Genomic DNA, 26,353 nt, shown 5'->3' on the forward strand with positions numbered 1-26,353 from the left:
CACACCAATAAAACTCGTAAACTACCATAAAAAGCCTGTACATCCACTAGGGATATACAGGCTCCAAACTTTCATTATAAACCGCACTTCAACTGAGCTGCACAGTTGTTACAGGTATTGCAGCCGCCTAAATCTTCGACTGTACCGATACGACAGATTGGACAAGTATCACCAATCTCGTTTCCAATTGTGACATCCGTTGCTTCCAAATCAATAATGGAATCGACAAGGAAGGTTTTGTCTTTATTCACTTTTGCAGCTTCTTTTTCTTGTTCTGCTTCTTCATCAAATGTATTTTCTTCCGCCTTTAAAGTAAGGACTTGGCTATCACGGCTTCCATCTACATAAACCGTGCCGCCTTTTGCTCCTCCATCATAAAGACGTTCATAAATTTTCTCAACTTGTTCAACAGTATATCCCCTTGGTGCATTTACCGTTTTCGAAATAGAACTGTCTACCCAACGTTGAATCGTTGTTTGTACGTCAACATGCTCTTCTGGAGAAAGTTCCATTGCTGTAGTGAAGAAGTCAGGCAAGTTATTCGGATCAGCGTCCGGATGACGGTCCAAGTACTCTTGAACGATTTCCGCTTTCACTTCAATAAATTTACCGAGACGTCCACTTCGGAAGTAAGAGAAGCTGAAGTATGGCTCTAAGCCTGTAGATACTCCTGCCATAGTTCCCGTAGAACCAGTCGGTGCAACAGTCAATAGGTGAGAGTTACGGATACCATATTTCAAGACACTTTCACGAATATGTTCTGGCATACGTTTCATATAGCCAGTATTTACAAATTTCTCACGCAGTTGTTGTGTTTCTTTACCCGTTTCTCCGACTAAGAATGGGAAGCTGCCACGCTCTTTGGCGAGCTCAATACTTTCATCGTATGCAGTAACTGCGATCGTTTCAAATACTTGGTCGATTAATTGATTGCCTTCTTCTGAACCATAACGGACACCACAGTAAATCAACATATCTGCAAGTCCCATGATTCCTAAACCTACGCGACGTTCACCTAGCGCCTGCTTACGGTTCTCTTCTAAGAAATACGGAGTTGAATCAATCACGTTGTCCTGCATATGGACACCCATACGAACCGTTTTTTCTAATTTGGCAAAATCAACCATTTGTAAATCTTTGTTAACCATTTCAGCTAAGTTTACAGCTGCTAAATTACATACAGAGTATGGTGCAAGAGGTTGTTCGCCACAAGGGTTTGTTGCAACGACTTTCTGTCCATACGCTTTAGCATTCGTCATATTATTTGCATTATCGATAAAGAAAATTCCTGGTTCAGCAGCATAAGTTGCACAGATATTAATTAACTTCCATAAATCACGTGCTTTCATTGTACGGTAGGTGCGGACCGCATGCCCTTGCGCTTCCCATTCACGTACATCTCCAACATTTGCCCATTCTTTATCATAATATGCCATTTCTTCTGCAGAATAATTCTCTACATCTGGAAAACGAAGTTCATAATCGGAATCACTCTTGACTGCTTCCATAAAATCATCTGTAATACATACGGAAATGTTCGCACCGGTCAGGAATTCAGGGTCATTTACTGAATAAGTACCGCCGTCGCGAAGTTTTGCTTCTGCATCACGGATAACGGATTGATCGAAACCGCCATTTCCAGCAATGTTTTTATAGTTCACGATTCCTGTGTACATATTAATTTCTTTCGCTGAAAATGGTATGAATTTCAGTTTGTCATGCGCCAATGTACGAATTTGTTCATCTTCAAAATTTTCGATAATATAACGTAAAATGCGCGGATTTTGCATTTTTGAAATAATGAATTCGGCAATGTCTGGATGCCAATCAGAAAGCATAATCATTTGAGCTCCACGGCGAGAACCACCTTGTTCAACAAGGTGCGTTAATTTCGCGATATCATCTAGCCATGAGACAGAACCAGAAGAACGACCGTTAACCCCTCGAGCAAGTGCATGTCTTGGGCGTAACGTAGAACCATTTGTTCCCACTCCGCCACCGCGGCTCATGATTTCCATTACTTCTTTACGGTGATCAGAGATTCCGCCACGTGAATCAGGAACGAAAGGCATTACGTAACAGTTAAAGTAGGTAACATCTGTACCAGAACCTGCTCCGTATAGTACACGTCCTGCAGGAATAAAATTTTTCACTTTTTGTTCTTCGTAGAATTTTACAAAAGCTTGGTATCGCTTCTCAGGAGAAATTTCTACTTCCGCTAATCCATGTGCATTTCGCATGGCGATTTGTTCATAGAATAATTCTAGTGGTTTATCAAGCGTGATAATGGAACGACTAACGATACCTTCTTCTTCCATACCGAACGTATCAATATTTTGTCGATATTCTTCAGAAACTAAAATACGAGCAGTTCCTTTGTCCCAGTCTAAAGAAAGAATCGTACCCGTTCCACGAGCAGGATATTTTGGATCTTCTTTTACTGTTAAAAGAACAAAGTCGCCTTCTTTTAAGGTTTCTTTTTTTGTATCTTTAAAAGAGTAACGGTCTAACATTACCAAACGAGCGACACCATTATAAGTAATCTGCATATCTTCCGTAATGGGGAAAACAGCGTCAAACTTCTCAATATCTTGATTTAATTCTTCGAAACCTTTTTTCAAAGTGGATGAAATTTCTGTTGCCACTTCTATCACTCCATTCATATATTGAAAAACACTATATATAGTGTTGTCTATTTGAAATCTACACTATATATACTAAGGGGTATCTGATAGAAAAGCCAGTAAAAAATGTTGTGAGGCATACTGAAAAAAACAGAAAACAAAGGACGACGCCTTTTATAAGAAAAAAAACCCAATATGTAAAAGAAATGTTAAGTAGTTTCTAAGGAGAGAATGAAAAATTATTTGACAAAACACTCCTGCAACGTTATAGTTTCATAAGATGAGATTTTAATGAGTAAAATAAAAACACAGTGATAAGAAAAGTACGTTTTTGCCGGCATTTACCAGAGACCCTTGGAAGCTGAAAAGAGGGAAGAAAAGCAAAATGGAAAATGATCTTTGAGTGGAGTTGTTGAATGTTCAGATAGCATGGACTTGAGACAGCTACGGGAGTACCCGTTACAGTAACAGAGTCTTCAAAGAAGTAATTCTTTGAGTACTTGGTGAGGTGTTGTCTGCAAAGGCAACACGAACAAAGGTGGTACCACGTGAAGCAATACAACTTCCCGTCCTTAGGCAAATAATCGATTGGATTATTTGTTTGAGGGCGTTTTTTTTGTGTATACAATTCGGGAGGTGTTCAATGTGATTAGTATTGATTTGAACGGAAAAGCAGCTTTTGTTACTGGCGGGAAAAATGGAATTGGTGCTGCCATCGTTCAAATATTTCTGCAAGCCGGCGCGCAGGTTGTCTCTGCTGACTTTGCCTATGCAGAAGAATTTCAAGCAAAAGATAATTTTTGGCAACTGCTCACGTAAATCTTGCAGAAGAAACATCGATTGATTGCTGGTTGGAAAATAGTTTGAATCATTTTGGCGGAGTCGATATTTTAGTGAATTGTGCAGGGATTTCTACCATGGATTTTGTTGTTGAGAGCAATGTGTCAGACTGGAACCGGGTGATGGAAGTAAATGCAAAAGGCGTTTTTTTGACTTCCAAAAAAGTAGGGAAGTGGATGCAAGAGAGGGGACAAGGCGGGCGCATCATCCAAATTGCATCCCAAGCTGGGAAGAATGGCTATACAGCGATGGGAACCTATGCAGCATCGAAACACGCAGTACTCGGATTGACGAAAACAATGGCGAAAGAGTTAGCGCCAGATAATATTTTAGTAAATGCAATTTGTCCAGGAATTGTCGAAACCGCGATGAAAAAAAGAGAACGCGTGGAAGGAGGTCTGATTCGCCAGATGACAGCAGAGGAAATTTATGCAGAAGATTGCTCACAAGTTCCACTAGGAAGAACAGCTGAATCGGAAGAAGTTGCCAGCGTGGTGCTTTTCTTGGCGAGTCCTTTGTCTTCCTATATGACAGGGCAAGCGATTAACGTAACAGGTGGAATGACCATGCATTAAGAATAGGGAGGAATTAGAAAATGAGGAAAAGAAAATGGATAATAAGTTTAACGGCTGTTGCTGCTTTGTTTTTGGCTGCTTGCGAAGAGAAGTCGGAAGGAGTTGCTGGGGAAGAGAGCGACGACAAAGTAATCGTTGTCGGATCACAAGCATCGGACGCTCAGATCTGGCGATTCATTGCTGAATCAGATGCAGCAAAAGAAGCAGGAATCGTGCTTGAAGTGGAAGAAATTGACGGTGGACCACAATTAAATATCTCCACCGTTGATGAGGAAGTGGATGTTAATGCATTTCAATCTTTGGCATATCTCGAATCTTTCAATGCTGAATCGGGTGAAAAACTAACCGCTTTTGCGACGACATACTTGGAGCCGATGGGAGTCTATTCAGATAAATATACATCTTTGGATGAACTCCCTGATGGAGCAGAGATTGCCATTGCAGACAACCCATCCAACGCTTCTCGTGGGCTGCTCTTACTCCAAAAAACAGGGCTGATTACTTTGCCGGACGATTTTGGTGCTTTAGGAACGATGTCAGATATTATTGAAAATCCCAAGAGTTTGAAGTTTATAGAAATTGATGACACAACTGGCCCGCGTATTTTGCCAGATGTTGATATTGCATTGATTAGCAACACCATTGCCTTAGAAGGCGGTTTGAATGTGTTAAATGATTCCTTATTCTACGAAGAGGTTGGGGAAGATACAAAAAATAATATTAATATTCTCGTTACTCAACCGAAAAACGCCGACAATGAAGAAATTTTAAAACTTGGCGAACTGTACCACAGCGAAGAAGTTCAAACTTATATTGAAAAAGAATTTGGAGGAACAAAAGTACCTGTTCAAGTAGAACTGACTGAATTGGAAAAGTAAAGTACAGGACATAACTCTCACGAAAATCAGTTGTTTGGATTTTTGCAACAAACGCCCTATCTGTAAGAAATTTTTAAAAAGAAAGTTTTCAACATATCCCACTATAAACTATTGTATAATATGAAAAGAAGATGTGGGAAACTGGGGGATACAATTGTGAGAGCAAGAGTGATTTATAATCCATCAGCAGGACGCGAACAAGTGAAACGCAACTTGGTGGATATTTTACAAATATTAGAGGAAGCAGGTTATGAAACGAGTGCCTTTCAAACGACACCTGAGCCCTTTTCTGCAAAAAAAGAGGCGCGTAGAGCTGCATTAGCGGGATATGACTTAATTGTCGCTGCAGGAGGGGATGGCACAGTCAGTGAAGTTATTAGTGGCATTGCTGAACTAGAAAATCGTCCGAAAGTTGGAATTATTCCAGCTGGAACTACGAACGATTATGCACACGCTTTGAAAATCCCTCGTTCAGACTTATTAGCAGCTGCACGTATTATTGCAGAAGGACATGAAATTCCGATGGATATTGGAAAAGCAAATGATACATATTTCATGAACATTTGTGCTGGTGGCTTTTTATCGGATATTACCTATGAGGTTCCGACTCGTTTAAAAACAGTTTTTGGCTATCTAGCATACTTAGCAAAAGGGGCAGAAAAACTCCCCAGTGTAAAACCCATTCATATGCGGATTGAATACGAAGAAGGTGTCTTCGATGGGATGGCTTCCATGTATTTTGTGGCATTGACGAATACGGTAGGTGGATTTGAACCGATTGATCCAAATTTACTTTTAGGCGATGGGAAGTTTACTTTGTTCATTGTAAAAACAGCTAATATTTTTGATATTTTACAGATATTGGGTTCCATTTTAAGAAATGGCAAACATATTAACCATCCAAACGTTTTATATACACACACCTCTTATGTGAAAGCGGAAGCCCGAGACGACCAAAGATTGATGATTAACTTAGATGGAGAATATGGCGGAGATGAACCAACTACCTTTATCAATCTTCAACAACACATTACCATTATCGGAAACATATCGGAGTTTGCTGATCCAATTGAATCACACGAAAAACAAGCAAACTTTATGAAAGCACTAGAAGAATTATCACCTGATCAAATTGAGGATAATAGTCTTCCTTATGACGGGATATAAAACTCGTTTTTTACTCTTTTGAAAAAATGCTGGATTTTACAGTTTTTTTCGAAGGAGTATTTTTTTGACGCAAAGCTTATGATAAACCATAATAAAAGAAAACTTCAAACTCAAAAAATGAAAAGGAGCTGGTCTTTTGGAAACGAAGGATGTATTGTCGATATTAGAACAACTGACCCTTTTGAATCGCTCTGGAGTTGCTTTTCTTTTTTCATTTGGAATCACGTGGTTAGTTTGTGGATTGTTCTGGATGAAAGCATCAAAAAAATCAGCAGGATATGTTACGTTGTTTCAAGGGACGGTTGCTCTGCCACTCGCACTTGGAGTATCTTTTTGGATGGGAGCTTTTTCTCAAAGGCCAGGAGGAGCAGTCTTTACACAACTTATTATCACAATTGCTATGAGCCAAATGCTGATTCTCCCTTTAATCATTGTCATGCAGGCAAAGAAACAGTATACTCTCATACCATTTGTATTCAGTGCATCACTAACGATTCATTTTGTTCTCTATTCATGGATTTATCAAACTTGGTCGTACATCGCAATGTCAGTCATGATAGCAGTAGGGGGAGCCACCATTTATGCTATTGATCAACAAGATGTTGGTGGACTTCCATCAAGCAAGGCATCAGCACAGAGCTGTTTTTTATCTGGTACTATGTTAATCTTTACTGCGGTGGTACTTCTTCTCCTCTGATGAATAATAATTTACACAGATAAAGAGGAATTTTATTTATTTCTGATATAATAAACAAAAATGCATATGCAGGGAGAACGATATGAAAAACGAAAATCAAGCATTACCCGTGTCGAAAAATGAAAAAATAAAAGTAACCTTTGAAGACTTAACATCAGAAGGATTAGGTGTAGCAAAAGTAGACAGCTATCCGTTATTTGTTATTGATGGTCTTCCAGGTGAAGAGGCAATTGTCAAAGTAACAAAACTTGGAAAATCTTATGGATTCGCGCGGATTGAAGAACGTTTGTCATCTTCAGAAGACCGAATTCCAACCACAGATGTATTAGGCACGCAAGTAGGAACGATGCCATTACAACACATGCGTTATGAAGCGCAATTAAAATTCAAACAAAATATGGTGATACAAGATTTCAAACGTATTGCAAAATTACCAGACATAGAAGTGCTTCCTACAATTGGTATGAAACAACCATGGGGTTACCGCAATAAAGCTCAAATTCCAGTGCGAGCGAAAGATGGGAAATTAGTAACTGGCTTTTTCCGAAAAAATACGCACGATTTAGTACCAATGGAAAATTTCCATATTCAAGATCCTAAAATCGATGAAGCAATCGTGAAAGTTCGCGATATCTTACAAGAGTATGGCGTAAAAGCTTATGATGAGAAGAAACATACTGGGAATATCCGTCACATTATGGTCCGTCGCGGAACTTATACAGGAGAAATGATGATCGTCCTCGTAACTCGGACAGCAAAAATCTTTCCAAAAAGTAAAATTGTTCCCGATATTTTAGAGGCTTTACCAGAAGTAGTAAGCATCGTTCAAAATGTGAACCCAAAACGCAGCAATGTTATTTTAGGAGAAGAAACGATTATCTTGCATGGTGAAGACCTTTATCATGACACATTATTAGGTCACAAATTCGCAATTAGTTCCAAATCATTCTACCAGGTAAATCCGCTTCAAACGGAAAAGTTATATCAATTAGCATTGGATGCAGCTCAATTAACAGGCGAAGAAACAGTAATCGATGCTTATTGTGGAATTGGAACCATTTCTCTTGCTTTAGCTGAAAAAGCAAAACAGGTATATGCAATGGAAATTGTTCCAGATGCAATCGAAATGGCCAAACGCAATGCAGAAGAAAATAATATTGAAAATGTTACTTTTGAGATTGGTGCTGCGGAAGAAGTTATGCCGAAATGGGCAGAAGAAGGTATCCAGGCAGATGTGATTGTTGTAGATCCACCACGTAAAGGTTTGGATGCAGGCTTTATTGAAGCTGCTCTAACCGTTAATCCAGATCGCATTGTCTATGTAAGTTGTAATCCAGCTACATTATCTCGTGACTTACGAATATTTGCAGACAATGGTTATGAAGCGAAGCAAGCACAACCCGTGGACCTATTCCCGCAGACTCTGCACGTGGAGACGGTAGTGGCTTTGACGAAAATAAAATAGTAAGAATGGCTGTAATAAATAAATGAATATTATGAGAAGCGAACTTCAGTTTATTGGAGTTCGTTTTTATGATTTAAAAAATGTGATAATAGTATGGAGACTGTTGAGGACCAACTACATGATTTTCAGAAAAATTTACTATGCAGTTAATTAAATAAATAACAGAATATAAAAAGGTATGATTTTTAAAGTGACAGAGTGACAGTTCTGTAATGGCACAGCTCTTTTACGATACAGTCCATAAAGTAAATACGAAAGAACAGCTCAATTTCTGGGTAACAGCATGCTTATGAAGTCTAAGAATAGAACAGGAGGTTATAATAGTATTTGTTAGAGTAATCCCGTACTCCCTAAACTTGAAGAGAGAGAATAAGAAACAAAGAAGAAGTATTAGGAAAAACTAAGAAGGTTACTCAGAATATAAAAGCGCACAAAGTATAGATTGATTCCGTTTACCTGGTCTGGTAATATTAATTTCGTTGTAATCTTGTTTGCCAAGATTTCTGAAGCCGCTTTTCCGATTGGAAGAAGTGTCTGGAAGTTAAGAAATACAGCCAAGCGGTAGAATTTTTACTTTTTGACTTGTTTGTTAATAATGATGGTGACATTGAATTATTTGATGGAAGGTTAGTAGGGATGTAGAGTTATGATATGTTCCCGCAAATAAATATCAATTTAGATCCCTGATTTTTGACAACTATGAAGACATCTCAAAATCCGTTACGCATGTTGTCTGCTATTTAAAGTAAAGCAAGAGACAAAAAATAAGAATTGGGAGAAAAACAATGGAAATTTTAATGAATTTACTGCTTATGCTAGGTGGCGTTGCCGTATTCATGTTTGGTATGAAGCAGATGAGCTCCGGTTTGGAACAAAGTGCAGGGCCAGGAATACGAAATCTTTTTAAAAAAATCAATAAAAATAGAACCTTTAATTACGGAATCGGAATCGGTGCCACAGCACTTGTTCAGTCTTCTTCTGCGACTTCAATCATGACGGTTGGTCTTGCACATGCGAATATTGTAACTGTCAAGCAAGGCGCAGGTTTTATTTTGGGCTCAAAAGTTGGTACCACTCTTACAGCTTTTATATTTGCCCTTTCAGGCATCGGTAAAGGTGGCTTTAGCATTAGCTCTGTTTTTGCTGCGCTTGCGTTTGTCGGTGTCATGATTGTTTTTTCCACTGAGAACGAAACACTGAATAAAATTGCACCATTTTTAATTGGATTTGGAATGCTATTTATTGGGATGGAAGTAATGGAAATGGCAATCGGTGGAGCAGATTCGACACTGAGCATGGAACTCTCTAAAGTATTCAAATATGAAATCATGCAAAATCCTATTTTACTGGTGATATTAGGAATTTTCTTTACAGCTATCATACAGTCATCCACTGCCGCAACTGGTGTTTTTATCGCTTTCTTAGCTACAGGGGTTATTAAAAATATCGATCAATCATTTTTCCTGATAATGGGAGCAAATATCGGAACTTGTAGCGATGGCATTATGGCTTCCTTGACCACGAACGCTAAAGGCAAACGTATCGCATTATTCCATCTGCTTACTAGTATAATTGGATCCGTAGCATTTACGATTATTCTGATTCTTTTCAGAACACCCGTTGTTAATATATTTGAAAGTCTATTCCCAGGAAAACCTCAATTTAGTCTTGCAACATTTAACCTGGTCTATAATACGCTTTACACCTTAGTCTTACTCTTCTTTCTTGATCCATTAGTTAATCTAGTGGAAAGATTGATACAAGAGAAGCAACAGAAACAAGAAGAATTGACATACATTGATGAGCGTTTCTTGAAAACTCCGGCGATTGCTGTTGAACAAGTATTAAAGGAATTGTACGACATGGCGACTCTCGCAAAGGAAAACCTTAATCGATCCTTTGCTTCCTTGGTCAATGAAGATATGAGCGAAAGTAAAAAAATTGCCGAGGTTGAAGAACGTATTAACTTCTTAACAAATGAGCTCACAAGTTATTATATAAAAATTTCATCGGTTACTAAATCTGCTGAAGACGAAAAACTGATCGGAGGATTGCACCATGTAACCAACGATATTGAGCGGCTGGGTGATTACGCGGTACTTTTATTTAATGGAGCCAGCGATATGAAGAAAAGTGATGTACAATTTTTAGATCAGACCAAAGAAGAACTTAGCCAAATCTATGAGCATATAACCGAAATGTTCGATTTAGGGTTTGATGCGTTTACGACCCGTAAAACAGAAAACTTTAGAAAAATCGCGAAACTTCACAAGGAAATCAAAAAACTAATATCTTCTACTCGGAATGAACATGTGGTACATCTAAGTTCTGGTATGTACCCTGTCGAGGTATCGAAAACCATTTATTCTGTTCTGTTTTTCTTACAAAGAATATCAGACCACATCGTGAATGTTGCTTTCTCAATTAGGTCCACCACCGGAAGTGAAACAGAAGCATTGCAAGCCGTTGAAAGAGAAAAGAAAGAAGTTGAAAATACAGGTCGTAAATTTTCTTCAGACTCTAATGGGGAAAAGTGAAAAACTTCCGAATTCAAGTCTGAGATTGAGATAGATATTTATAAAAAAAACGAGTCTTTCTGCTAGAATTCAGTTCAGTAGGAAGACTGTTTTTGATTTAGGTAATAAAAGCAGAGCATGGTGACGTTTTTATTGATATAATTTTCATTTGGATAAAATTAAAATTCATTAATCAAAGGAGACAGACAGCATGGCTATATTTTTCTACGGTTGCGTCAGCATTGATGGCTATCTTGCGGATAAGAATCACAAGCTAGACTGGCTTCATCAATCGGGTAGTGTCGAGGAAACCGATTATGAGCATTTCTATCAGAGTATGGATACTACAATTATGGGGAAGAGGACTTTTGATGAAATTAAAGATATGGAGAATGTCGAGGATTTTTATCCAACAACAAAAAACTATGTCTTTACGCATGCTCCGGATTTAGCAGTAAAGGGTTTTATTTCGGTGAGCGGCGATGTGGTTGATTTTATAAAGCAAATCGACTCAGGCAAAAATATTTGGATTGTGGACGGTAATACCATTTTGGCTCCGCTACTCGATCATGATATGGTAGATTCAATGTTCATCCAGATTGCGCCAGTCTTACTGGGTGAAGGTATACCATTATTTTCACAAAGTGAACAATTAAAGCGATTCTATTTAAAAGAGGTAAAACAATACGGACAGTTTGCAGAACTGGTTTACAGCAAAGTATCTTCTTCATAGTTGAAGAAAAAACAGCTAAAAATTGTAGAATATGTTATGTTATAAAGGTAACAAACGGAATTTGAAATATCTAAAAAGATAGGAAGTTTACTGAAAGATGAATCAACACAAACCAATTCATACTGCAATACCAGGTTTAGGGCAGAGAAGTATCAAGACTGCTTTAGCAGCAGCTATTATTGCGCTAATTTATTTGCCATTAGAGAGAAATCCGTCTTTTTCTTGCATTGGTGTCATTTTTGGAATGGGCAACAATATGGAAGATTCAAGATTAAATGGTGGAAACCGTCTTATTGGAACAATCATTGGTGGATTTGTTGGTATGAGTATGTTTTGGCTTGAACATGTTATATACCCTAGTGGCAACTATTATCTTAAAGTTCTGCTTGTTTTCTTTGGATTAATTATTTTAATTTGGTCATCGGTTGCTTTTCGTTGGCCGGGCGCTGTTCAGCCCGGCGGAGTTGTTCTTTGTATCATCATGTTTAATACACCGGAAAATCATATTGATTATGCTTTCAACAGAATGATTGATACGGCAATTGGTGTGGTTTTTGCGCTCGCCATTAACCGGATTGTAACAAGAGAAAGAGTTGATCGCTTGCTTAAGCGTATGAATGGAAAAAATGATCATGCTTAAAAGAGGATTAGGACAAAACAATATACAGTGGGAATGTTCTATTTTTTCATTGAAAACTTATTTTAGAAGCTGACAGCTTGTTTTCCAGTAAAGAGCACTTTGGGGTAAATAGTTTAGTAAGTTAAAGAACAATAAAAAGAAACTTATTTCTGTTCTAATACCATTTGTTATGCTAATATAAGTCATTGAAGAAATGTTGTAGCAGATGATGATAGATTCTATTTTGGAAAAGCAGGCAGTAAATGCTGCTTTTTCATTTTGAACAAAATAGGTATTAGATATGAAAGGATTCGAACATGAAAGATAATTTTTGGCAAGAATTACCGCGTCCATTTTTTGTTTTGGCGCCAATGGAAGACGTGACAGATGTTGTGTTTCGTCATGTAATCAGTGAAGCAGCAAGCCCAGATGTATTTTTTACAGAGTTTACCAACAGTGAAAGTTATTGTCACCCGAATGGAAAAGAAAGTGTCCGTGGGCGTTTGACGTTTACAGAAGATGAACAGCCGATTGTTGCTCATATATGGGGAGACAAGCCCGAGTATTTTAGGCAAATGAGTATTGGCATGGCCGAGATGGGTTACCGGGGGATTGATATTAATATGGGCTGCCCGGCGCCTAATGTTTTTAAACATGGCAGGGGGTCTGGGTTGATTCTCCGTCCTGAAGTTGCAGCAGAACTGATTCAAGCAGCAAAAGCAGGAGGATTGCCTGTGAGTGTAAAAACAAGATTGGGACATGCAGAAATCAATGAATGGCGTGGTTGGTTGACGCACTTATTTAAACAAGATATTGCAAACCTGTCGATTCATTTACGTACGAAAGTAGAAATGAGTCAAGGAGATGCTCATTGGGAATTGATTCCTGAGATAAAGAAACTCCGTGATGAAATTGCACCAAATACATTATTGACGATTAATGGTGACATTCCGAATTACCAAACGGGTATGGAATTGGTTGAAAAGTATGGTGTTGATGGGGTTATGATTGGGCGCGGCGTGTTTCATAATCCATTTGCTTTTGAGAAAGAAGCAAATGAACATAGTCCAAAAGAATTGCTCAATCTTTTTAGATACCATTTAGATTTATTTGATAAATATTCACAACTGGAACCGCGTGTCTTTAAACCATTGCGCCGATTCTTTAAGATTTATGTTCGTGAGTTTCGAGGAGCAAGCGATCTTAGACTGCAATTAATGGATACGGAGACAACCGATGAAGTGCGTGGATTGTTAAATGAATTTGAGGAAAAGTATTTGGTTGAGGACAAAATGTTATCATAAAAAAGTTAACACCTTGTCGTTGTATAATGAAAAAAACAGATTTGAGTATTTTTAATTTACTCAAATCTGTTTTTTTATGGAGTAGGGTAATATAAGTTTTTTTCTGCCTCCGGGAAATTAAACGAATCGTAGCTATTGGCTTGAGATTCTTATTATTACACTATTCCCATGAAAAATTCTACGGTGATTGCTACAATCACGACTAGAGTAGAAATAATGAACCCATGAATCATGGGATTAAGACCAGATTTTCTCATCTCTTTGAAGTCTGTATTCATACCGATTGCGGCTAGAGCAGAAACCATTAAGAACTTGCTTAATAATTTCAATGCATTAGAGAACGGAAGAGGAATGAATCCCATACTATTGATCACAGACATACCCACAAATGCAATGATAAACCAGGGAAAGAGAGAAATTAAATTTACTTTTTCATTTTTTGTTTTTAAAGTAACCGAGTTTTTTCTATTTGAATAAGTGTTAATTAAAGAGAAAATCAATACAGTTGGAATAATAGATAGGGTGCGAGTCAGCTTGACCATTGTAGCAAAATCACCTGCTGCTTCGCTGAATGCATATCCAGCAGCAACTACACTTGAAGTGTCGTTTACTGCAGTACCCGTCCATAAACCGTATGCGATATCGCTTAAACCTAACGCCCGTCCCATAATAGGAAATGAGATAATCATAATTACATCGAAAAGAAAGGTTGCAGACATTGCATAAGCAATATCTTTGTCTTCCGCATCAATCGCAGGAGCGAGAGCAGCAATGGCAGAACCACCACAAATTCCTGTCCCGGCAGAAATCATGTTAGAGAGTTTCCAATCCAAACCAAGCCATTTCCCTACAAAGTATCCTCCTCCAAAACAGGTTACTAAAGTAAAGAGCATGACAATTAAAGATAAGCGTCCAACAGTTAGAATGGTTTCAATACTTAAAGAAGCACCTAATAATATAATTGAAAATTTAAGTATTTTTTTAGACGTAAATGTTAACCCCACCGTTACTTCTTTACTAGGTTTCCAAAAATTATTTAAAAGTATCCCAAGAAATAGTGCGATCAAAGAATCACTAACAATGGGTATAGGCAATAAAGACTGTATGAACCGTGCGACTAAGGCAAGTAATAAAGCAAGAGAAAAACCAGGTAAATAATTTAATAGCTTTTTCATACATTTCTCCTTCCACTAAGAATAATTTATAAATCTAATGTAATTTTACAAGGGCACAACGATAAAATCCAATTATGATTTGTTATCATCGATAAGGGTGTGTTATAGTAAAAGGAGTAAAAATCACATTAAGGAGGGTTCCATGCTAGATACAAAACTACTCACATTTGTTCAAGTGGCTAAATATAAAAACTATACAAAAGCAGCTCATGCGTTGAATTTAACCCAACCTGCTGTTAGCCAGCATATAAAGAAAATAGAAGAACATTATGGATGTCGTTTGATTATAATCGATGGGAAAACAGTGACTTTAACTGAACAAGGAAAATTACTATACAGTTATGCAAATTTTCAGCTTGCAAATGAGAAGCAATTAATCGATCAAATAAAGAGAGTTGAGACATCTATTAAGATTGGTTCAACATTGTCGATCGCTGATTACTATTTACCAGATTATCTGAGTGCGTATTTAAGTGATTCTGACGAAGTCATTTCTGTGTCTGTAAAAAATACAGAAATGATTATTGATATGTTACTGAACAATGAATTATCTTGTGCATTTATCGAAGGGATATTTGATAAATCGTTGTTTCATTATTTTGAGTTTCAGAACACAAAATTTCTTCCCGTAAGCAGAAAAGGTCACCCCTTGGAAAATTCCAAAGTGAATATAAGCGATATACATGAATATCCTTTGCTTTTACGAGAAAAAGGCTCGGGAACAAGAGAAATTTACGAAAATTTTTTATATGAAACAAATGATTCGCTGCTATCCGTTTCAAAGATTCATGAAATCAGTAGTTTTTCAATTATAAAAAATATATTAAAGAAATCAGATGCTGTCTCATTCATGTATGAAGAAGTTGCAAAAGAAGAAGTCGAAAAAGGTGAATTGTGCTATCTACATATAAAGGATTTTTTAATCAATCGTCCCTTATATTTTATTTATCCAAAAAATAGTTTGATGAAACAAAAAAACGAAGTGTTTTACGAAAAATTAATGAAAAAACGAAACGAATGATCTTAGATTGAAGAATGAAGGTACAATAGTGTACTATTAATAAACAGGAATAAATAAGGAAAAAGATAGGAGAACGAAACGAAATGAAGTTAATTTCATGGAATATAGATTCATTAAATGCTGCTTTAACCAGTGATTCAAATCGTGCACTGCTGACGCGAGAGGTACTAAGGAATATACTTGCTTTGAATCCCGATATCATTGCGATTCAAGAAACAAAACTAACCGCAAAAGGATTAACAAAGAAGCATGCAGAGATATTAGCCGAACACGCTTGGGAATACGAGATTGCTTGGAGAAGTGCTGTTGAACCTGCTCGTAAAAGTTATGCGGGGACGTTGTTCTTATATAAGAAAGCTCTAAATCCGGTAATTACTTTTCCTGAAATTGGAGCACCAACAACGATGGATGCAGAAGGTAGAATCATTACCTTGGAATTTGAAGATTTGTTTGTCACACAAGTATATACTCCGAATGCTGGAAATACATTGGGACGATTAGAAGACCGCCAAATTTGGGATCAAAAATACGCAGAATATTTATCCCAATTAGATCAAACAAAACCAGTACTGGCAGTGGGAGACTTTAATGTTGCTCATGAGGAAATAGACTTGGCTCATCCCGATCGCAATCATTTCTCTGCGGGATTCACGGATGAAGAAAGACAAGGCTTTACACACCTATTAGCCCAGGGATTTACTGATACATTCCGTCATTTGCATGGAGATATTGAAGGGGTATATACCTGGTGGGCACAGCGAGTGAAGACGAGTAAAATTAATAATTCAGGCTGGAGAATTGATTATGCTCTAGTAAGCAATCGGCTAGCAGATAAAGTAGTCAAGTCGGAAATGCTTGATTCTGGAATTCGTCAAGATCACACACCGCTCTTAGTTGAGTTGGAATTTTAAAGGAAGTAATCTCATAGGGTTTATAGAGGGAGTTAGCAATGGGGGATCGTTATATAGTAATAAGTATCGTAGTGGCTGTGTGTTGCGTAATTATTTTCATGGAAATACGCAGCCGCCTGAAACTGAAAGCGAAAGTACGGAATCAGTGGGGGGAAGCTCCCTACCAAGTTCGTTTTGATAAGGAGAAAAGCTTGAAAACAGCTTGGCAAACTGAAAAAAACTTTTCTGAATGGGACTCTGAAATTGATGATCTTACTTGGAACGATCTGGATTTATTTGACGTTTTTGAAACAATCAATGCTACTTATTCCAGCATAGGCTCTCAGGCTTTATACTGTCAACTTCGCAATTATCATTTTAAAAAAGATGAACAGTTGGAGAAGGTAATAAAATATTATGAGGAAAATCCTCAAACAAGAGAGAAAGTACAATATCAGTTCGCACGTTTAGGAAAGCAAGATAATAACTTAGTAACAGCCTATCTGTCAAAGCCGCAAAATCAACTAGGTAACTTGTATATCTATCTAGCATTAGGTTTATTCCCTTTTATCGGTGTACTTCTTTTGCTTTTCGGACAACTAGCTGGGGGATTTTTTTTATTGGCTAGTGCGGTCTTAAATCCGATTTATTATATGATAAAAAAACTTTCTCTTGAAACGGAATTAAACAGCATGCGCTATTTCGTTCAGATGATTGCGACTGCAAACAAACTAGCAAAGATTGAAACACCTTTGCAAAAACCGTTACAAGAGGCATTAAAGCCACTCCGAACTATTCCTCAATTCGGCTTCGCTTTTCGTTTAAAAGGCAATACGGAAGCGGATTTGATATTCGATTATTTAAATATGGTAGTCATGCTTCCTTTTATTTCTTATAGTTTTGTTTTGAACAGCTTGCAGAAAAATCAGAAAAAAGCGATTCAAGTTTGGCAGCTTTTAGGGAAGTTAGAGCTAGCAGTTGCCATCCTAAATTTCCGGACCTATATGCCGTTGAGTTGTGAGCCGGAATTTCAAGAAGATGGTGTCACTGCAGAAAGCATTTATCATCCTCTTTTAGAAGAACCTGTTACTAATCCATTACATTGGGAAAAGAATACTTTGGTTACGGGCTCAAATGCGTCTGGAAAGTCTACCTATATCAAAAGTGTTGCAATTAATTGTATCCTTGCTCAGACCATACAAACGGCTCTTGCTTCCAGCTTTTCTTTGGCCCCGGGACACGTCATAACTTCTATGGCGGTAGAAGATAATATTTTTGAAGGAGATAGTTACTTTATTGCGGAAATCAAGTCGATTAAGCGTTTGTTAACACAAGTGGAAACAAATGAGAAGTGTTATTGTTTCATAGATGAGATTCTGAAAGGGACGAATACAATTGAACGGATTGCTGCTTCATCAAGTGTCGTTCATTGGCTTCGGAATTTTCCGAGTCTGGCATTTATTGCGACCCATGATATTGAATTGACCGAAATATTAAAAACAAGTTGCAAGAATGTTCATTTTGCTGAAAGTGTCACGAAAGAAGAGGGAGTCGTTTTTGATTATCTGCTAAAATCAGGACCTGCACGAGTAAGGAATGCGATTTCCTTGCTTAAAGTTTTAGATTATCCTGTCGAGATTATCCAATCAGCTCAAAAAGAAGCTGCTCATTTTGATCATCATCGTAAATGGCAGCCCCTATCGGATTCGTGATAAGAAAGTAAAAAAATATGGAAACTGTCATCATAGGCAAAGTGCTCTTTGTTACATGAAGACAGTTTTTTATTTTTTTAAGCTCTACAGGACCCTATCAAATGAAACCTTTTTATTAATTCAGTATAATATAAGAAACAATAGTATGAATAAAGAGGAGGCGCTTATGAAAAAGATTTTACTTGTGGCTGGCTTAGCTGTTTTTTTAGGAGCATGTAGTACAGAATATGAAGTTGAATATACAAATGAAAGCTTTACTTTGGGGAATTCATTGACCTATGAAATGCCGATTCTTGAGTCGGATTTGTTGCAACCCACATTAAATCAAGAGTTTAGTATGGGGGATGAAATTCAGATACGCAATAATTTTTGGTTTACAGATGAAAAATCTCTGCTATCAACTGTAGATGTTGGTTATCGTTTGGTTCCGCTTGATTATGATTACCTACCTTATTACTATCTGCAAGATGATGAGCTTACGGAGTTTAGCGTTACCGAAGTTGTAAAAGAAGAAAGGGTAACGATAAACAATCGAGAATGGTTTCATGTTGAAACAGCACCAATAACTTTCGAATCAGACGGCGAAGAGTTGCAATCAGTTGATCAAACGTATTATTATCGTTCTGGTTTTGAGTTGTATAATTATACCTTTAAGTTAACAGCTCCAAAAGAAGAATATAATGATCAAGAGAGAGTTGCACTCACAAACGAGCGAATAGAAGAAGTTTTAGGCATGGCTGATTTCAGTCATGAACCGACAAAAACAAAAGAAGAGATTCATACAGTACTTAATGGGACATGGGATGCTGGCGACTCAGGCTACCTGCACTTTAATGCAGGCGAATTAAAATGGTATAAAGACAGCAACATGCAAGAAGAAAATGTATTATTAATTGATGTGACGGATGTTGTTCCGCTTATCCATCCAGAGAATGATACCGAATATGCTTTACTCCAACTTGATTACTTAACAGAAACAATAGACGGACAGACCTATGATAGTGAGACAGAGCTGACCTTGTTGATAAACTTTATGGACGATAATAATATCATCTTAGCTGACTATCAAACATTGGAATATTATAAGTTGAGTAAGGTTGAATAAGGAGATTTTAAAGAGAGTGCTTATGTAGAATGGGCGCTCTTTTTTGAGGAGATTTTAATGGGCTCTATCATTTCTAGTGTTGGTGCCTCAAAAGAAATTTCAATAGGGGCTTGTATAATTCTAACAACACTAAAAAATAGAGAGCCTTTTAATTCTAAATGTTAAAATAATGTATAAAGATAAAAATTTTACTATAGAATAGAGGTGTTTCGATTTGACTTTTACTATTATCCGACAAGATATCACAAAAATGAAAGTGGATGCGATTGTCAACGCGGCAAACGGCAGACTGAAAATGGGAGGTGGAGTATGTGGTGCCATATTTATGGCTGCTGGAGTGGATAAACTTCAAGCAGCTTGTAATGAGCTTGAACCTGTTGAGTCTGGCAAGGCAGTCATTACACCAGGCTTTTCACTCTATGCCAAGTATATCATTCATGCGATTGGTCCTGTGTACCAGCAACAGCATCCGGAGGAAAGTGAGAAACTGCTCCGCTTAAGCTATCTAAACGCACTGCAACTTGCTCTTGAAAATAAATGTGAAACAATTGCGTTTCCTCTAATTTCAAGTGGGATTTACGGCTATCCGAAAGAGGAAGCATTGCGAGTAGCATCTTCAGCAATACAGGACTTTCTGGCTGAAAATGAGATGGAAATATACCTTACTATATTTGATAAGGAATCATTTGCTGTAAGCAGAAAACTTCTCACTGAAGTTGCGAGCTACATTGATGAAAACTATGTTGAAAAACACAAACTTTCTCGACGAAAACTTCTTGATATCGAACATCAAGCGCTCACTGATGCTGAACGAACTCGAAGCAGTGCACAATTGTCTCAGTTAGAGGAAAAAGCTATTGAATCATCTGCCACAAGGGTAGATGAATTGCTCGACAATTTGGATGATTCGTTCTCTACGACACTCCTTTATCTCATTAATAAAAAAGGGAAATCAGATGTTGAAGTATATAAATGTGCAAATCTTGATAGAAAACTTTTTTCAAAAATTAGAACAGGAAAAGGATATACACCGAGTAAACGAACTGCCATTGCATTGGCTATAGCTTTAGAACTTACTCTTGAAGAAACAGACGACCTTTTAGAACGAGCGGGATATGCCCTATCACCTAGCCAAAAGTTTGATGTCATTATTGAATATTTTATTATAAACAAGAAGTATGACGTATTTGAAATTAACGAGCTGTTATTTCATTATGGACTGCCATTATTAGGTGGATCTTAGCGATCAATCATTTGTCGTTTCAAAAGCGACCATTTATTTAGCTCCATACGCTATCCTTAAGTTATCAGAAAACTTAAGGAGGATATCTCAATGGAAAAAGAAACTGAATTAGTATTTATATTGGATAAAAGCGGTTCGATGGGAGGATTGGAGGAAGATACGATCGGTGGTTACAATGCGATGCTTAAAAAACAAAAAATGCTTGCAGGAGATTGTCGCATCACGACGGTGCTATTTAACAATGGCTATGAATTGCTGCACGACCGCGTCGATATAAAGGAAGTCAGCCCAATTACGTCAAAAGAGTATCAGGTTGGCGGTACAACAGCGCTACTGGATGCAATTGGAATGACAATTTATAAAGTTGATCATATTCAAAAGGATATGAACGAAGAATGCTGTTCTGAAAATGTCATGTTTGTCATTATCACTGACGGGGAAGAAAATTCTAGCCGTGAGTATTCAGTAGAGAGAGTCAAAGCACTGATTGAACAGCAAAAGATAAAGCATGAATGGGAGTTTATTTTTCTCGGTGCAAATATTGATGCTGTCAAAGCAGCTGGACGGTTTGGCATTTCTCCCGACCGTGCCCAAAACTATCACGGAGATAGTCAAGGAGTAGAATTAAACTTTCGTGTAATGAGCGATGCGGTTGCCGTATATCGTAAAAAGTCCTCAATACCTCCAAGCTGGAATAAGGAAATCCAGAAAGATTATAAGAAACGTGGCGAGCAAAAATAAAGCGAATATTTATTTCTACTAAACAAATAGCAAAATTAATGAAGACAATTCTCGTATTGGGAGTTGTCTTTTTTGTAGGCTGATGACCTCTTATTTTTCATATAAACTTAAAAATAATGGAAAAATTCCGATAGAACGATAGGAGGATGCAAGTTGATTGTTATAAGAAGGAGAAAAGAAATGACTAAGAAAAGATTTTTGCCAAGATTGAGTTCAAATTTACTGCTATTGATTATTCCTGCTATTCTAATTGCTATCACTGCAATAAGTTTGGTGACCTTTAATTATTCTAGGAATATTATTATTGACTCTCTTGATGAGCAGATGGAACTACAATTAAGCTCAACGGTTAATCAGATTGATAAAATACTGATAAAAGAACGAGCTCTAGCTGAAAGTGTGGCTCGTTCAGTTGGAAACATGTATGAAGACTTTGAAGAAGAAGATTTCGAAAGATTATTGATTGATTCCACAGAATTGTATCCTGAGACAGTTGGAATGGGAATTTGGTTTGCTCCGAATACATATAAAAACATGGCTCAGTTCGCTCCGTATGCAATGGTTAATGAAAACGGCAAGGTAATAGCTAGCAAAGATTATACGGAAGGCGACTTCGATATCCATACAAGTGAATGGTATATCGTCGGAACGGAAGGGGATGGAGGATGGACAAATTCATATCTGGATACTGTATCGAGCATTCCCATGGTTACGATTTCTGTTCCGATGTACAGAGAAGACTCGTCTATTTTAGGTACTGTTACAGTTGACGTAGATATCTCGGCCGTTAAAGAAATGATAGCTGAGACAGAACTAGATTTTGATGCGCAAGCTTTCGTGATCGACACAGCAGGTATTTATTTGGCAGCTGAAGATGAATCAAAAATAATGACAATGAATTTTAATGAAGATTCAAATAAAGATCTTTCGAACAAGATTACTGATATTCTCACAAGTCGTGAAAATGGGTATGATAACTATACTAGTGACGGAAAAGATTACCGTCTTTATTACAATTATGTACCACAAACAGATTGGCTGATGGGAATTAATGTTCCTGTAGCGAATATAAACGCATCTCTAAATGGCTTAATCCAGATTTTTTCAATTGTAGCTATTGTTGCTTTGTTAATCGTTAGTATGCTGATTTATCTGTATTCTAAGAAACTGGGAGATACGGCGATGCACAGCAGTTTACTAGCAAATGACATTTCTGAGGGGATTTTATATAGCAACCCTTTGACTGAAAAAGATTTAAATAAAAATGATGAATTAGGTGAAATTGCTCGTTCTTTACAAAGCATGCAAGAAAATTTGAAGAAGACAATTACTGAAATCGCACTGCACTCTCAAGATGTTGTAAGCGTTGGAAAAAGACTGACTTCTACCGCAGATGATTCTGCGACAAGTGCGAATGAAATCGCAATAGCAATTGAGAATATTGCGGGTGGAGCAACTTCTCAAGCCATCGATACACAAAGTGCGACTGAAAATGTAGAAAATATCAACCATTTTGTAGATGAAAATTTTGAAATTTTAATAGAACTGCTCCGTTCAACAAATAATATAGAGAATACAAAAGATGAAGGATTCGAAGTATTAAAAGAATTGATTGAACTAATTAATTTAACTACATTAATCAACGGACAAGTGAATGCTGCAATTGAAGAAACCTATCAAAAATCGAAAGAAATTGAAGAAGCAAGTAGAATGGTCGAATCTATATCCGAGCAAACTAATCTACTGGCATTGAATGCCTCAATTGAAGCAGCACGAGCTGGAGAAGCAGGAAAAGGTTTCGCGGTTGTAGCGCAACAAATTAAAAAACTTGCGGAACAATCAAAAGGATTTAACGAAGTAATTAAAAAAGTAATTAAAGAGCTGAAAGAAACTTCAACAAACAGCGTTGAAGTTATGTCAGAAACAAAGTTAATGTTAGATCAACAAGGAAAAATTGTTGAAGATACTATGTCAAAATTTGATAATATTGCAGAGGCAATTGTAAAAAATAAAGAAGTAGTAGAAAAACTACAAAAATCTTCAAATAACATTAAGGATAAAAATGAGGAACTGGTTGGAGTGGTACAGAATCTGTCAGCAATTGCGGAAGAAAACTCTGCAACAACTGAAGAGGTAGCCGCAATCGCTCAAGAGCAATTCCGCTCATCAGCAGAAGTTTCAGAAGCAAGTGGAAATCTATCTAAAATTGCTGTGAATTTACAAGAACAAGTAGAGAACTTCAAGCTAGAAAAATTTGAAAAAGAGTAAATAGATATTCAATAACAAGATAAAAAGGCTCTGTAAAATAACTAGTTATTTTACAGGGCTTATTTTATAGACTAGGGGATTATAAGTTCAGCCATCAATGTCTAGCTCCCAAGTCCTGACCTAGTGAAAAAAAGATAAATTTGCCCCATTGCGCGCTTCGCTGCTCATTCAGGGTCAAATTTCCTATTTTTTCATAGGCCAAGGCGGACTTGTCCGCTTTTCTTATATACTATCTATAATTTACTTTAAACATCATAGATTGAGGTTTTTGCTGTATAATAAAAAGGACTTGAAAGGGTGATAACCAAATGGATGGTACGAAAAGAAATGATATAAAAGTTGGAAAACAGGTAAAAGTGGTTCAGAAACAAGATCAACGTTCTGGAAAATTAACAGAAGGTGTGGTTTCAAAAATTCTGACAAACTCTCAAACGCATCATCACGGCATCAAAGTAATGCTTGAAGGTGGTATTGTAGGAAGAGTAAAAGAAATAATAGAGTAAACAGATAAATTTAGAAAAAGCTGGGACAGTCGTTCTGGCTTTTTCTAAATTTAATTTCTGATAGCTAATTAGCATGCCGAACTATTCGCAAGAAAGTAACGATCAATAAAAGAGTAGGCCAGCGATACCTGATAGAACCATAATCAGTATGGGATTCAATTTGTACTTCCTTAATAAAAATAGAGCGATCATAAAGACAATTATCGCAGTGATGTTGACGCTCATTTCATTAATATCAAATGACGGAGTTCCAAAAAATGCAAGCAAAATAATCGTAGAGGCTGCCGATCCAATAAGCCCAATCGAACTCGATCGTAGTCCTTTCAATATATTAGAAATACTATCAATGTCCTTATGCTTCTTAAAAAAATTGTATAAAGCGATTGAAATAATAAATCCAGATAAAATGCTTCCTACCGTAGCAGCAACAGCTCCTAATACACCTGCAATACGTATGCCTACGAATGAGGCGGTATTTACTACCAGAGGACCGGGTGTCATTTGAGAAATGGTAATAATATCTGTATATTCCTGTAGTGATAGCCAGTTATGAGTATTTACGACCTCTTCTTGAATGAAGGGGATAATCGCATACCCACCGCCGATACTAAATAAACCGATTTTTAAGAAGTTTACAAATAAAATAAAGATAATATTATTCACTTTCAACACCTCCCAGCTTGTTTTTTATAAAGGACTGAGCTAAACAGAGGACAGAACAAAAGATAATGATATACAGCACATTCACATTGAAAACAAAATTAGCTAAAAATGCAAAAGGAGCCATTAATGTTAATAATAAGTTTTTTTCTTTTAGAACGCCTTGCCACATATCAATTAATAAATCAACAATTGTAGCTGCAACTCCAGCTTCCATCCCTTTTAAGAGTGAAGAGATAATGTTGTTATCCCTAAAAGATTGATAGAAAAATGAAATGATTGATAGAATCATTATGGGAGGTAAAATGGTTCCGATACAAGTAATTACTGCTCCTTTCAGTCCAGCAATACGGTAGCCGACTAATACTGCAATGTTAACAGCAATAGCCCCGGGAGTTGATTGAGCAATGGCTGCCATCTCCAATAATTCTTGTTCACTAATCAGTTTTAAATCCTTAACGAAGTATTTGCGCATCATCGGTATCACGACATATCCGCCCCCAAAAGTGAATGCACTAATAGAAAACGAAAACCGAAAAAGCAAAAAATATACTTTTAATTTATTTAATTGCAAAGTAAATCCATCTCCTTTTTGTGAAATTCGCCTTTTTCTAGTATATTATATAGAAGGCACATAAGTAAAATCACATATTTTTATGAAATACATTATAGTTTAGTTATGAATTGGGGATAGATATGAAAATCAGGCACTTAAGAATTTTTAAGGCTGTATGTGAGGAAGAAAGTATTACAAAAGCTTCTGAGAAATTATTTATAACGCAACCTGCTGTTTCGACTGCTGTCAATGAATTGGAAAATTATTTAGGTGTTCGTTTGTTTGACAGGGTCTCTAGAAAAATACAATTAAATGAAACCGGCAAACTTTTTTTGGTGAAGACTATAAAACTCTTAGCCTTATATGATGATTTAGAAAAGAACACAAAAAACTTAGAAGAGAATGCGGTCCTCAAGATTGGATCGAGTATAACCATTGCTAATTTTATATTACCGCAAGCAATGGCTAAGTTTAAAACAGCCTGTAAAAACACCCCTACTAGAGTCGTGGTAGAGAATGCTAGGACAATCGAGAATATGGTGAGTGAAAACAAAGTAGACATTGGTTTAGTTGAAGGGGTTGTTTATAACAAAGAATTAAAAAATTTCCGGTTTTCTTCATCCGAATTGCTAGTGCTTTGTTCTCCTCAACATAAGTATGCGAAAGAAAAACCTATAGATATTGATGAGTTAACCACTGAAACATTTTTACTAAGAGAAGAAGGCAGTGCAATTAGAGATGTTTTTGATAGTGCATTATTATTGCATAATGTAAGTGTCAGTCCAGTATGGACAAGCGTAAATTCACAAGCTTTGATTCAAGCAGTAAAACAAAATTTAGGAATCAGTGTCTTGCCGAGGCAGAAAGTTGAAAATGAGCTCCGGAATGGAGAAATAGTAGAAATAAAAGTCAATGATTTGGAACTGATAAGTGTGAATCATATTATCTTCAGTAAAGGCAAGTATGAAACAAAACCTTTTAAAAAATTGATTGAAATCCTTTGTAATAAAGGAAGTTAATTTTATACAATTATTTTAAACCAGAGCTTTTGATAGAAGGGG

23 protein-coding genes and 1 other annotated feature are annotated in these 26,353 nt (G+C 36.9%); of the genes, 19 read left to right on the forward strand and 4 right to left on the reverse strand.

Annotated elements, in window-relative coordinates:
- Nucleotides 1–74: 74 nt before the first annotated feature.
- Entirely contained in the window at nucleotides 75–2,621 is a 2,547-nt protein-coding gene (locus tag EJN90_RS08490; RefSeq protein ID WP_407657537.1) for a vitamin B12-dependent ribonucleotide reductase, read from the reverse strand.
- Nucleotides 2,622–2,926: 305 nt separating this feature from the next.
- Nucleotides 2,927–3,201 (forward strand) — a binding site (T-box leader).
- Nucleotides 3,202–3,269: 68 nt separating this feature from the next.
- Between EJN90_RS08490 and EJN90_RS14030 the strand changes: the two genes are divergently transcribed.
- From EJN90_RS14030 to EJN90_RS08535, 10 genes are all read left to right on the forward strand, one after another.
- The gene (locus EJN90_RS14030; RefSeq protein WP_227872481.1) at nucleotides 3,270–3,443 is read left to right on the forward strand and encodes a hypothetical protein; all 174 of its coding nucleotides are present in this window, start codon (nucleotides 3,270–3,272) and stop codon (nucleotides 3,441–3,443) included.
- A complete protein-coding gene (locus EJN90_RS08495) occupies nucleotides 3,425–4,039 on the forward strand; it encodes an SDR family NAD(P)-dependent oxidoreductase (protein WP_227872482.1) in 615 nt (204 codons plus the stop codon). The genes EJN90_RS14030 and EJN90_RS08495 overlap by 19 nt, the downstream gene beginning before the upstream one ends.
- Nucleotides 4,040–4,059: 20 nt before the next feature.
- On the forward strand, nucleotides 4,060–4,917 hold the full coding sequence (locus EJN90_RS08500) for a MetQ/NlpA family ABC transporter substrate-binding protein (protein WP_126110305.1): 858 nt from the start codon (nucleotides 4,060–4,062) through the stop codon (nucleotides 4,915–4,917).
- Between the two features lie 153 nt (nucleotides 4,918–5,070).
- On the forward strand, nucleotides 5,071–6,084 hold the full coding sequence (locus tag EJN90_RS08505; protein ID WP_126112390.1) for a diacylglycerol kinase family lipid kinase: 1,014 nt from the start codon (nucleotides 5,071–5,073) through the stop codon (nucleotides 6,082–6,084).
- Between the two features lie 136 nt (nucleotides 6,085–6,220).
- Complete coding sequence (locus tag EJN90_RS08510; protein WP_126110307.1) at nucleotides 6,221–6,781, forward strand: DUF7010 family protein; 561 nt, start codon at nucleotides 6,221–6,223, stop codon at nucleotides 6,779–6,781.
- 82 nt (nucleotides 6,782–6,863) lie between these two features.
- Nucleotides 6,864–8,246 (forward strand): 23S rRNA (uracil(1939)-C(5))-methyltransferase RlmD, encoded by a 1,383-nt coding sequence (gene rlmD, locus EJN90_RS08515; RefSeq protein WP_126110309.1) that lies wholly within the window; start codon nucleotides 6,864–6,866, stop codon nucleotides 8,244–8,246.
- 785 nt (nucleotides 8,247–9,031) lie between these two features.
- Entirely contained in the window at nucleotides 9,032–10,783 is a 1,752-nt protein-coding gene (locus tag EJN90_RS08520; protein ID WP_126110311.1) for a Na/Pi cotransporter family protein, read from the forward strand.
- 190 nt (nucleotides 10,784–10,973) lie between these two features.
- Nucleotides 10,974–11,495: a dihydrofolate reductase family protein gene (locus EJN90_RS08525; RefSeq protein ID WP_126110313.1), complete on the forward strand. Its 522-nt coding sequence runs from the start codon at nucleotides 10,974–10,976 to the stop codon at nucleotides 11,493–11,495.
- A 97-nt stretch (nucleotides 11,496–11,592) separates the two neighbouring features.
- Nucleotides 11,593–12,135, forward strand: a complete 543-nt coding sequence (locus EJN90_RS08530; RefSeq protein WP_126110315.1) for an FUSC family protein — start codon at nucleotides 11,593–11,595, stop codon at nucleotides 12,133–12,135.
- Nucleotides 12,136–12,431: 296 nt separating this feature from the next.
- Nucleotides 12,432–13,418: a tRNA dihydrouridine synthase gene (locus EJN90_RS08535; protein ID WP_126110317.1), complete on the forward strand. Its 987-nt coding sequence runs from the start codon at nucleotides 12,432–12,434 to the stop codon at nucleotides 13,416–13,418.
- A gap of 155 nt (nucleotides 13,419–13,573) precedes the next feature.
- Here the strand turns inward: EJN90_RS08535 and EJN90_RS08540 are convergent, their stop codons facing one another.
- Nucleotides 13,574–14,593, reverse strand: coding sequence for a YeiH family protein (locus tag EJN90_RS08540; protein ID WP_126110319.1), 1,020 nt, complete (start codon nucleotides 14,591–14,593; stop codon nucleotides 13,574–13,576).
- 142 nt (nucleotides 14,594–14,735) lie between these two features.
- Between EJN90_RS08540 and EJN90_RS08545 the strand changes: the two genes are divergently transcribed.
- From EJN90_RS08545 to EJN90_RS08580, 8 genes are all read left to right on the forward strand, one after another.
- Nucleotides 14,736–15,614, forward strand: coding sequence for a LysR family transcriptional regulator (locus tag EJN90_RS08545; RefSeq protein WP_126110320.1), 879 nt, complete (start codon nucleotides 14,736–14,738; stop codon nucleotides 15,612–15,614).
- Between the two features lie 83 nt (nucleotides 15,615–15,697).
- A complete protein-coding gene (locus EJN90_RS08550; protein ID WP_126110322.1) occupies nucleotides 15,698–16,525 on the forward strand; it encodes an exodeoxyribonuclease III in 828 nt (275 codons plus the stop codon).
- Nucleotides 16,526–16,563: 38 nt separating this feature from the next.
- Nucleotides 16,564–18,216: a MutS-related protein gene (locus EJN90_RS08555; protein WP_126110324.1), complete on the forward strand. Its 1,653-nt coding sequence runs from the start codon at nucleotides 16,564–16,566 to the stop codon at nucleotides 18,214–18,216.
- Nucleotides 18,217–18,382: 166 nt separating this feature from the next.
- Complete coding sequence (locus EJN90_RS08560; protein ID WP_126110326.1) at nucleotides 18,383–19,321, forward strand: hypothetical protein; 939 nt, start codon at nucleotides 18,383–18,385, stop codon at nucleotides 19,319–19,321.
- Nucleotides 19,322–19,535: 214 nt separating this feature from the next.
- A complete protein-coding gene (locus EJN90_RS08565; protein WP_126110328.1) occupies nucleotides 19,536–20,564 on the forward strand; it encodes a macro domain-containing protein in 1,029 nt (342 codons plus the stop codon).
- Nucleotides 20,565–20,654: 90 nt separating this feature from the next.
- Entirely contained in the window at nucleotides 20,655–21,305 is a 651-nt protein-coding gene (locus EJN90_RS08570; RefSeq protein WP_126110330.1) for a vWA domain-containing protein, read from the forward strand.
- A gap of 180 nt (nucleotides 21,306–21,485) precedes the next feature.
- Nucleotides 21,486–23,573 (forward strand): methyl-accepting chemotaxis protein, encoded by a 2,088-nt coding sequence (locus EJN90_RS08575; RefSeq protein WP_126110332.1) that lies wholly within the window; start codon nucleotides 21,486–21,488, stop codon nucleotides 23,571–23,573.
- Nucleotides 23,574–23,881: 308 nt separating this feature from the next.
- Nucleotides 23,882–24,076, forward strand: a complete 195-nt coding sequence (locus tag EJN90_RS08580; RefSeq protein WP_126110334.1) for a YwbE family protein — start codon at nucleotides 23,882–23,884, stop codon at nucleotides 24,074–24,076.
- Between the two features lie 102 nt (nucleotides 24,077–24,178).
- On the opposite strand, the gene EJN90_RS08585 is transcribed toward EJN90_RS08580, so the two are convergent.
- Nucleotides 24,179–24,739, reverse strand: a complete 561-nt coding sequence (locus EJN90_RS08585; protein WP_126110336.1) for a chromate transporter — start codon at nucleotides 24,737–24,739, stop codon at nucleotides 24,179–24,181.
- Complete coding sequence (locus EJN90_RS08590; RefSeq protein WP_126110338.1) at nucleotides 24,732–25,310, reverse strand: chromate transporter; 579 nt, start codon at nucleotides 25,308–25,310, stop codon at nucleotides 24,732–24,734. The genes EJN90_RS08585 and EJN90_RS08590 overlap by 8 nt, the downstream gene beginning before the upstream one ends.
- A gap of 122 nt (nucleotides 25,311–25,432) precedes the next feature.
- Here EJN90_RS08590 and EJN90_RS08595 point away from each other — a divergent pair, with 122 nt between their 5' ends.
- The gene (locus tag EJN90_RS08595; RefSeq protein WP_126110340.1) at nucleotides 25,433–26,311 is read left to right on the forward strand and encodes a LysR substrate-binding domain-containing protein; all 879 of its coding nucleotides are present in this window, start codon (nucleotides 25,433–25,435) and stop codon (nucleotides 26,309–26,311) included.
- Nucleotides 26,312–26,353 lie beyond the last annotated feature (42 nt).

This window comes from Jeotgalibaca ciconiae (assembly GCF_003955755.1).
In the GTDB taxonomy this organism is placed as follows: Bacteria; Bacillota; Bacilli; order Lactobacillales; family Aerococcaceae; genus Jeotgalibaca; species Jeotgalibaca ciconiae.

Excerpts from the sequence above, each read along its gene's own strand:
- EJN90_RS08500 (WP_126110305.1), top strand. The coding sequence starts at position 4,060 with ATGAGGAAAAGAAAATGGATAATAAGTTTAACGGCTGTTGCTGCTTTG.
- rlmD (WP_126110309.1), top strand. The coding sequence starts at position 6,864 with ATGAAAAACGAAAATCAAGCATTACCCGTGTCGAAAAATGAAAAAATA.
- EJN90_RS08520 (WP_126110311.1), top strand. The coding sequence starts at position 9,032 with ATGGAAATTTTAATGAATTTACTGCTTATGCTAGGTGGCGTTGCCGTA.
- EJN90_RS08525 (WP_126110313.1), top strand. The coding sequence starts at position 10,974 with ATGGCTATATTTTTCTACGGTTGCGTCAGCATTGATGGCTATCTTGCG.
- EJN90_RS08530 (WP_126110315.1), top strand. The coding sequence starts at position 11,593 with ATGAATCAACACAAACCAATTCATACTGCAATACCAGGTTTAGGGCAG.
- EJN90_RS08535 (WP_126110317.1), top strand. The coding sequence starts at position 12,432 with ATGAAAGATAATTTTTGGCAAGAATTACCGCGTCCATTTTTTGTTTTG.
- EJN90_RS08540 (WP_126110319.1), bottom strand. The coding sequence starts at position 14,593 with ATGAAAAAGCTATTAAATTATTTACCTGGTTTTTCTCTTGCTTTATTA.
- EJN90_RS08545 (WP_126110320.1), top strand. The coding sequence starts at position 14,736 with ATGCTAGATACAAAACTACTCACATTTGTTCAAGTGGCTAAATATAAA.
- EJN90_RS08550 (WP_126110322.1), top strand. The coding sequence starts at position 15,698 with ATGAAGTTAATTTCATGGAATATAGATTCATTAAATGCTGCTTTAACC.
- EJN90_RS08555 (WP_126110324.1), top strand. The coding sequence starts at position 16,564 with ATGGGGGATCGTTATATAGTAATAAGTATCGTAGTGGCTGTGTGTTGC.
- EJN90_RS08560 (WP_126110326.1), top strand. The coding sequence starts at position 18,383 with ATGAAAAAGATTTTACTTGTGGCTGGCTTAGCTGTTTTTTTAGGAGCA.
- EJN90_RS08570 (WP_126110330.1), top strand. The coding sequence starts at position 20,655 with ATGGAAAAAGAAACTGAATTAGTATTTATATTGGATAAAAGCGGTTCG.
- EJN90_RS08575 (WP_126110332.1), top strand. The coding sequence starts at position 21,486 with ATGACTAAGAAAAGATTTTTGCCAAGATTGAGTTCAAATTTACTGCTA.
- EJN90_RS08580 (WP_126110334.1), top strand. The coding sequence starts at position 23,882 with ATGGATGGTACGAAAAGAAATGATATAAAAGTTGGAAAACAGGTAAAA.
- EJN90_RS08595 (WP_126110340.1), top strand. The coding sequence starts at position 25,433 with ATGAAAATCAGGCACTTAAGAATTTTTAAGGCTGTATGTGAGGAAGAA.